The sequence below is a fragment of the Paenibacillus sp. Marseille-P2973 genome (assembly GCF_018101095.1).
Taxonomy (GTDB): Bacteria; Bacillota; Bacilli; order Paenibacillales; family Paenibacillaceae; genus Fontibacillus; species Fontibacillus vini.
In genome coordinates, this window is the sequence record NZ_JAGQEH010000001.1 from 414,313 (window position 1) to 421,824 (window position 7,512).

Consider the following 7,512-nt stretch of genomic DNA (forward strand, 5'->3'; position numbering starts at 1 on the left):
TATATAAAAGGTTGTTCAAAAACAAGGTTACGCACGGAAGGGGGAACCGGGATGAAAGTTGCTTTCATCGGAACAGGATCGATGGGAAGCTTGCTGATTGAAGCTTTCCTGCGTTCCGGTGCGTTGCACCCGAATTACATCTGCGCCAGCAATCGCTCCCGACAAAAGGCGGACGCGCTGGCCAACAGGCATCCCGGACTTCGCGTTACAGGCAGCAATGCCGAAGCCGCGAACGGGAGCCAAATCGTATTTCTTTGTGTTAAACCGCTTGATTATCCAGCCGTCATTGAGGAGCTTTCCGGAGTTCTCGATGAGCGGCAAATCGTCGTGTCCATAACAAGCCCTGTGCAAATCAGCATGCTGGAGGAACGTCTTTCGTCCAAAATCGCAAAAATCATTCCCAGCATCACCCACTCGGCTCTTTCCGGAGCCTCTTTATGCATCTACGGAAGCCGGATTCTGCCGGAGGACCGCCTCCTGCTGGAGCAGCTAATGTCCTCCATCAGCATCCCGGTCTCCATCCGGGAGACGGAAACCCGCATCGCTTCGGATATCGCCAGCTGCGGCCCGGCGTTTATCGCCTTCTTTCTGCAGCAGTGGGCGGAAGCCGCTTCGCGGCAGACCGGAATCGGTCGAGCCGAAGCGCTTCGGCTCGGGGCCGAAATGCTTCACGGCACCGGTAAGCTGCTGACCGAAGGAGGCTTCACGCCGGAACAGCTGCAGCGCCGCGTAGCCGTGCCCGGCGGAGTAACCGCCGAAGGCATTGCCGTGCTGCAAAACGGCCTCGAGCACGTCTTTACCGGTCTGATTGAAACGACACACCGGAAATACGACGAGGACCTTGGCAAGCTGAACCATCTCTTCGGACTGCAGCCGGTCCCGGACGCTGACGCCGTGGAACCTGATTAACCTACGACGATATTCACCAGTTTTCCAGGGACGGCGATCACTTTGCGGATCGTCTTCCCTTCTACCGCCTGCTTCACGTTCGGAAGGCTCAAGCTATGCTCTTGCATGGCTGCCTGATCCAGGTCCTTGGAAATCTTCGCCCGGTCGACGATTTTGCCGTTGACCTGGACGACGATTTCAACTTCCGCGTCCACCGTCCATGCTTCGTCAAAAGCAGGCCAAGGCTCATACGACACGGTTTCCTGATGGCCAAGCCGTTCCCACAGCTCTTCCGCCAAGTGCGGTGCTAGAGGTGACAACATTTGAACGAAGTTCTCGGCAGCCGCTTTTGGAACGGCGTCGGCTTTGTAAGCTTCGTTAATGAAGATCATCAGTTGGCTGATCGCGGTATTGAAGCGCAATGCTTCAAAATCCTCAGTTACCTTTTTGATGGTTTTGTGCCATGTCCGCTTGAACTCCTCGCTTCCGTCTCCGTCCACGATCTTACTGCTCAAACTGCCGTCTTCGGCCACGAACAAGCGCCAGATCCGGGACAAGAAACGATGCGTTCCTTCTACGCCGTTTGCATTCCAAGGCTTCGTAGCTTCCAGCGGTCCCATGAACATTTCGTACATCCGCAAGGTGTCCGCGCCGAATTCGTTGACGATTTCATCCGGATTGATGACATTGCCGCGGGATTTACTCATCTTCTCGTTATTCGTTCCGAGAATCATTCCCTGGTTGACCAGCTTGTGGAACGGTTCTTTCGTCGAAACTACGCCCAGGTCGTACAGCACCTTATGCCAGAAGCGGGCGTAAAGCAAGTGAAGTACCGCATGCTCGGCACCGCCGATATAGAGATCGACCGGCAGCCATTCCTGCTGCTTCTCTTTGGAGCACAGCTCTTTATCGTTATGCGGATCGATATACCGCAAGTAGTACCAGCAGCTTCCCGCCCATTGCGGCATCGTGTTCGTTTCGCGGCGGGCCGGCAGTCCGGTTTCCGGATCGGTCGTGTTGACCCATTCGGTCACGTTCGCCAGCGGCGACTCACCCGTACCGGACGGCTTGATCGCGTCCACATCGGGCAGAAGCAAAGGAAGCTGATCCTCAGGCACCGGCTTCATCGTGCCGTCTTCCAGATGCAGAATAGGAATCGGTTCGCCCCAATAACGCTGGCGGCTAAACAGCCAGTCGCGCAGACGGTAAGTCACTTTGCCTTTCCCCTTGCCGCTCTCCTCCAACCAGGCGATCATTTTCTTGATCGCTTCTTCGTTGCGAAGTCCGTTAAGGAAGTCGGAATTGACGTGTGGTCCGTCTCCGGCATAAGCTTCCTTGGCTAGATCGCCGCCTTCAACCACTTCAATGATCGGAAGATCGAATTGCTTCGCGAACTCATAGTCCCGCTCATCATGGCCCGGTACGGCCATAATTGCGCCTGTACCGTAACCGGCCAGCACATAATCCGCAATCCAGATCGGCAGTTTCGCGCCATTTACCGGATTCACCGCATAGGCACCCGTGAATACGCCGGTCTTTTCTTTGGCCAGATCCGTACGTTCCAAATCACTCTTGCGTGCAGCCTGGTCTTGATAAGCCTTAATGGCTTCGCTTTGAGCCGACGTAGTAATCTGTACCACAAGCTCATGCTCGGGAGCGAGCACCGCATAGCTGGCGCCGAACAGCGTATCCGGACGGGTCGTAAATACGGTCAGCGATTCTTCATGGCCGTCAATGGCGAATACAACCTCCGCCCCTTCGGACTTGCCAATCCAGTTGCGCTGCATATCCTTGATGCTTTCGGACCAGTCGAGCTCCTCCAGATCTTCCAGCAAGCGCTCTGCGTATTCCGTAATTTTCAGCACCCATTGGCGCATCGGCTTGCGAATTACCGGATGGCCGCCGCGTTCGCTCTTGCCGTCGATAACTTCTTCGTTCGCCAGCACCGTACCGAGCGCAGGGCACCAGTTCACCGGTACTTCCGCAACATAAGCGAGGCCTTTTTTATAAAGCTGGATAAAAATCCATTGGGTCCATTTATAGTAATCCGGATCCGTCGTGCTGATCTCCCGGTCCCAGTCATACGAGAAGCCGAGCGATTTGATTTGGCGCCGGAAATTGTTAATGTTCTTGACCGTAATGTCACGCGGATGCTCGCCTGTATCCAGAGCATGCTGCTCCGCCGGCAAACCGAAAGCGTCCCAGCCCATCGGATGGAGTACATTGAAGCCGCGCATCCGTTTGAAACGGGATACGATATCCGTTGCCGTATAACCTTCAGGATGACCTACATGAAGGCCTGCACCCGAAGGGTAAGGAAACATATCGAGCGCGTAAAACTTAGGTTTTCCCGCATCCTCCCGGGTTTTGAAGGTTTGATTGTTGTCCCAGAATGCTTGCCATTTCGGCTCAATGCTCTGGGCTTGGTAAACGTCATGATGCACGTTTTTGTCAGCCATGGTTTGAGTCCTCCCTAGAAATCTTGTTCATTTATTTCACCTGAATATAAAAAAACCTCCCGATCCATAGCGTATCATCGCTAGGGACGAGAGGAAGTTTCCCGTGGTACCACCCTAGTTAGCGTCGAACATGCTTTGTCCTCCGCTCCCTTTACACCCTTAACGCGGGTACAACGACGATGTTTTGCATCGTAACTCCGAGGCGAGTTCATTTGATCTCTCCAACCGGCTTGCACCAAAGCACCGGCTCTCTGGATGGTGAAATTCAAACTAATAATCCTCTTCAAAGTTTACAAATATCCAATTGAATCACCAACCATTATATAAAAATGAACCGGCTGAGTCAATGGGGAGTCAAGAAATGCCGCAGCGAATCAATTAACGCTTCACTTTTAGCGCGTCCTTGATTTGCGGAATCGATAAACCGTCCGCCTTCATCTGCTTGATCCGGAGAATAAGCTCTACCGTACTCTCTCTGGGATATCTTCGCGTCAGGTTTTCCTCCGCCTGTTCAAACGGCAGCATGCCTTCTTCCGTGTAAAATTTCAGCGTGCTGTACCTTGCTCCGGTCAGCCGCGTCAGTTCGCCGATCGATACGTATTCGGAAGCCAGAATCGCTTCCATGGAACGTTGTCTGGACATGAGCGTGCTCCTTTATGCCAGGTGTTTCGGAAGCAGGCGTACCCCATGGATGGGCACTCTTCCGTAAACTGCGTGCGGAATCGCTTCGTAGACCAGATTATCAATTTTGAGGTTCGGAACCTGGCCTCTGCTCAATACTTTGACCCGGTGTCCTTTGGACTCAAGCCGTGTCAGTACATCCCTCAGCCTTGCTTCAGGACCGGGGAGCATCGCCTCCGTATCAATGAATATCGCCTGCGAGCGCTCGAGAATCGGGAACAGGAAGTTTACTCCGCTGCCTGCCTGTGTCGATACGGCCCGCTTCTTGAATTGCAGGAGCTGCTTAACGGCGATTTCGAAGCCACGGCGGATCCGGAGAGGATACAGAGTCTTGGCCAGAGGCCGGCTTTGCATCAGGCTGACCATTTTACGAGTGACCTGATCCAGTTCATTTCGCGAAAACAAATCATGCATACAGCCGCTCTCCCGCAGCAACCATAGCATACAGACCGACTGATCCGTCATGGTTCCATCCTCGAGGACGTCCGCACGCAAAAACTCCGTGATCCTTGCGTATTCCTCCACATGGCTGCGGTATTCATTGATAGATACACCGGCGGAATGAAAATACAAATCACAGCCGAGCAGATGCGGGATCTCCTCCAGCAGTCCCCGTTTCTCCAGCGAAGCAGCCATGCTTCGTTCAAACCGGACCAGCTTGCCGGCGGACAAGCGGGACACTTTGTGCAGCCACCAAGGTAGCTCCTGATTCAAATCTCGCTTACCTCCTGCGAGCGGCACCAATACCGTTCACCGATAGGTTCCTTCCGGCGATCCGCCTGTTGTATCCTGCTTCAAACGCATTTGAGCCACTTGATTTTGCAGCCCGCCTTCCAGATGAAGCTCCAAGATAACCGCTGCAGCCATACAACGGAGCGCCACTTTTTTCGCCATCGTCAACTCAAGACTTCGCTGGGCATTCAACGCAACCATCGCAAAGCTCTCAGCCAATTTCAAATCCGCTATCCGCCATCTCCCCGATCCTTAAGAATAGACGTTTCATACCTGGTTAAGCTTATTTGCCCGTTACCTACACCATATATCATCATGCTTTTTGTAACTTTTACTTACTACTTATCACTTATTACTTATTACTTACTATATACGTGATTTCCTCCAAAATGTCAATGGATGCGAGCAGTCGCCATACAACTAGCTGTATTTCCCATGTCATTTAAAAAGGCTGCCCCGAAGCCAGGGCAACCTTTGCATTACATCCTTGCGATTATTGAAAATCTTTAACATTCATAACAAGCTTTCAATGCTGCTTCGCCCTAAATTAAACCGGCTTGCTGGAGCAAACGTTGGATCATGACAGCCGTCTCAGCTCGGGTAATCTGCTGTTTCGGAAGGGCCATGCCGTTAAAGCCGGTTAATATGTGGAATTTCGCATTGAGGGCTGCAGCAGTCTTGGACCATTCATGAAATTGGCTGCCATCTTTAAAAGCCCCCAATATCCCGGCACTCTCGCTCTCCGTAATGTTTGTATCCATACGAGCCAGATTCATTGCACGGAATAAGAGCACCGTAGCCTCTTCTCTAGTAATTTTTTGATTAGGGAGAAACTCGCCATTTTCAAATCCTTCAACTAAATCATAACTCGAACCGACAGATACAGACTCATAAAACCAGTTGCTTTTATTTACATCACGGAATGAAACAGATTTGTCGATAAGATGCAATCCTAAAGCTCGGACAAGAATAGCTGTAAATTCTGCACGTGTGATACCTTGATCAGGCATAAACTGCTTATCATTAACACCCTCAAAAATCATCCGCGCAGACATGTCCTCAATGCTTGCTTTTGCCCAGTGATGGGTAATGTCGGCAAAAGTTTTTTCGTTATAAATTACGGAATAAACACTGTTCGTCAAGCTGTTGATGATAGCGACCGACTTTCCGGCTCTCGTCTCCACTTTTGTCGGAATGTGTGCTACTTTACCGTCTTTCGTAAGTACAACGCCTGTCGTGATTTTCTTCGGATCAACGCTATCCGGGATCGTAATCAATCTTTCTACAAAACTATTAAACTGATCGACTTCAATCTCTTTACCATTATAAGCAGCCGTAATAGAAAAATGCACAGCCGGGGCTATTCGTGTCGCTTCACCCAATCCGCTCGCAAGAAGCTGAACGTCAGCATCAGAAGCCAGCGTAACTGTAACACGAAGTTCGATGTCTTCAAGGGCAACACCCGTACCCAAGGCTTCTGAAATCTTGTCGATATTAATCTCTTTGGCCGGAATCGTGTAGGTCGCTTGATTGAGTTGAATTTGCAGTGTAACCGCTTTGATCTCCATCGCTTTTATTATGCGGCCGTTTAATTCGGTGACTCCATTATCCGTGTTATGAATCGGAATCACGACTGTCGCCCCCAACGGCTCCTTTTGAAGTTTGTCTTCAAACTTCTTCTCATTAATCGAAACTACGGTTACGTTTTTACCACTTCTCATCTCCACATGGGCTTCGGCAATTTGTTCCTGAACTTGACCGTTTACGATCACCACTATTTTACTGCTTGATTGATCCTTAACGCTGCCAGAATTACTGGTATTTCCTATGCTCCCATTACCGCCAATGTTTCCGTTACTGCCTGTGCCGCCGCCCGGGTTGGTGGTTGCTATTGTAATTCTAAAACCAACAGAGGTTTGGTTCCCCGCTTCATCGGTTACTACAAGCGTGTATTTACCTCCGTTCGAAATCGTAGAACCCGAAGTGAAAGGATTATCGTTCAACGTCGCAATTCCTTCATTAAACGTCACAGTAACAGCTGTTTTGTATTCGCCTTGGTCCGATATACCGGAAATCACAGGCTTTGTTTTATCGATTGTAAAGGATACCTTCGTCTCATTCCCTGCTGCATCTGTTACAACAAGCGTGTAGCTGCCTTCCTCGCTGACAGTCGTCCCTGAGCTATAAGGCTCATCGTTTAAGGTAGCCGTACCCTCGATATACGTTATGGTTTGATCCGTATTATAACTTTTTCCATTTGTAATCCCGGTCACGACCGGGGCCGTCTGATCGATGGCGAAGTGAATCGTTGTTACGTTGCCCGCCTTATCGGTAACAATGAGTGTATAATCTCCATCATGACTCACGGTATCCCCTGATACGAACGAGGCATCGTTCAACGTCGCTTTTCCCTCGTCAAACGTCACCGTTTTATCCGTGTTATACAGCTTCCCGTCTTCTACGCCCGAAACCACTGGCTTCGTTTTGTCGATGGTAAAGCTAACAGTCGTCGCATTGCCGGCGGCATCACTCACGACAAGCGTGTAGCTGCCTTCTGCACTTATCGTAGTGCCCGAAGTATACGGCTGGTCGTTTAACAGAGCATTCCCCTCTGTAAACGTGATTGTTTGATCCGTATTGTAATTGCTTCCGTCTGTTACCCCCGTTACGGTTGGAGGTGTTTTATCGAGTGAAAATGTTACCGTTGTTGTATTTCCCGCCGCATCCGTTACGATGAGCGTATAATCGCCAT

The 7,512-nt window shown here is 50.8% G+C and carries 6 protein-coding genes and 1 other annotated feature; of the genes, 1 reads left to right on the plus strand and 5 read right to left on the minus strand.

Translation table 11 applies throughout. From position 1 onward, the window contains the following. The first annotated feature begins 51 nt into the window (after positions 1 to 51). Positions 52 to 909, plus strand: a complete 858-nt coding sequence (gene comER / locus KB559_RS01945) for a late competence protein ComER (protein WP_211019896.1) — start codon at positions 52 to 54, stop codon at positions 907 to 909. Here the strand turns inward: comER and leuS are convergent. The 5 genes from leuS to KB559_RS01970 form a co-directional block, all read right to left on the minus strand. Beyond that, positions 906 to 3,347, minus strand: coding sequence for a leucine--tRNA ligase (gene leuS / locus KB559_RS01950; RefSeq protein WP_211019897.1), 2,442 nt, complete (start codon positions 3,345 to 3,347; stop codon positions 906 to 908). The two genes, comER and leuS, sit on opposite strands and share 4 nt — an antisense overlap. A 79-nt stretch (positions 3,348 to 3,426) precedes the next feature. After that, positions 3,427 to 3,643, minus strand: a binding site (T-box leader). Between the two features lie 82 nt (positions 3,644 to 3,725). Next, on the minus strand, positions 3,726 to 3,989 hold the full coding sequence (locus KB559_RS01955; protein ID WP_211019898.1) for a helix-turn-helix domain-containing protein: 264 nt from the start codon (positions 3,987 to 3,989) through the stop codon (positions 3,726 to 3,728). Positions 3,990 to 4,001: 12 nt separating this feature from the next. Then, complete coding sequence (locus KB559_RS01960) at positions 4,002 to 4,742, minus strand: hypothetical protein (RefSeq protein WP_211019899.1); 741 nt, start codon at positions 4,740 to 4,742, stop codon at positions 4,002 to 4,004. A 36-nt stretch (positions 4,743 to 4,778) separates the two neighbouring features. Beyond that, positions 4,779 to 4,985, minus strand: a complete 207-nt coding sequence (locus KB559_RS01965) for a hypothetical protein (protein WP_211019900.1) — start codon at positions 4,983 to 4,985, stop codon at positions 4,779 to 4,781. Between the two features lie 317 nt (positions 4,986 to 5,302). Further along, positions 5,303 to 7,512, minus strand: a 2,210-nt coding sequence (locus KB559_RS01970; RefSeq protein ID WP_211019901.1) for an S-layer homology domain-containing protein, incomplete at its 5' end; no start/stop codon positions are given.

Coding starts and splice junctions, on each gene's coding strand:
- comER (WP_211019896.1), top strand. CDS start 52: ATGAAAGTTGCTTTCATCGGAACAGGATCGATGGGAAGCTTGCTGATT.
- leuS (WP_211019897.1), bottom strand. CDS start 3,347: ATGGCTGACAAAAACGTGCATCATGACGTTTACCAAGCCCAGAGCATT.
- KB559_RS01955 (WP_211019898.1), bottom strand. CDS start 3,989: ATGTCCAGACAACGTTCCATGGAAGCGATTCTGGCTTCCGAATACGTA.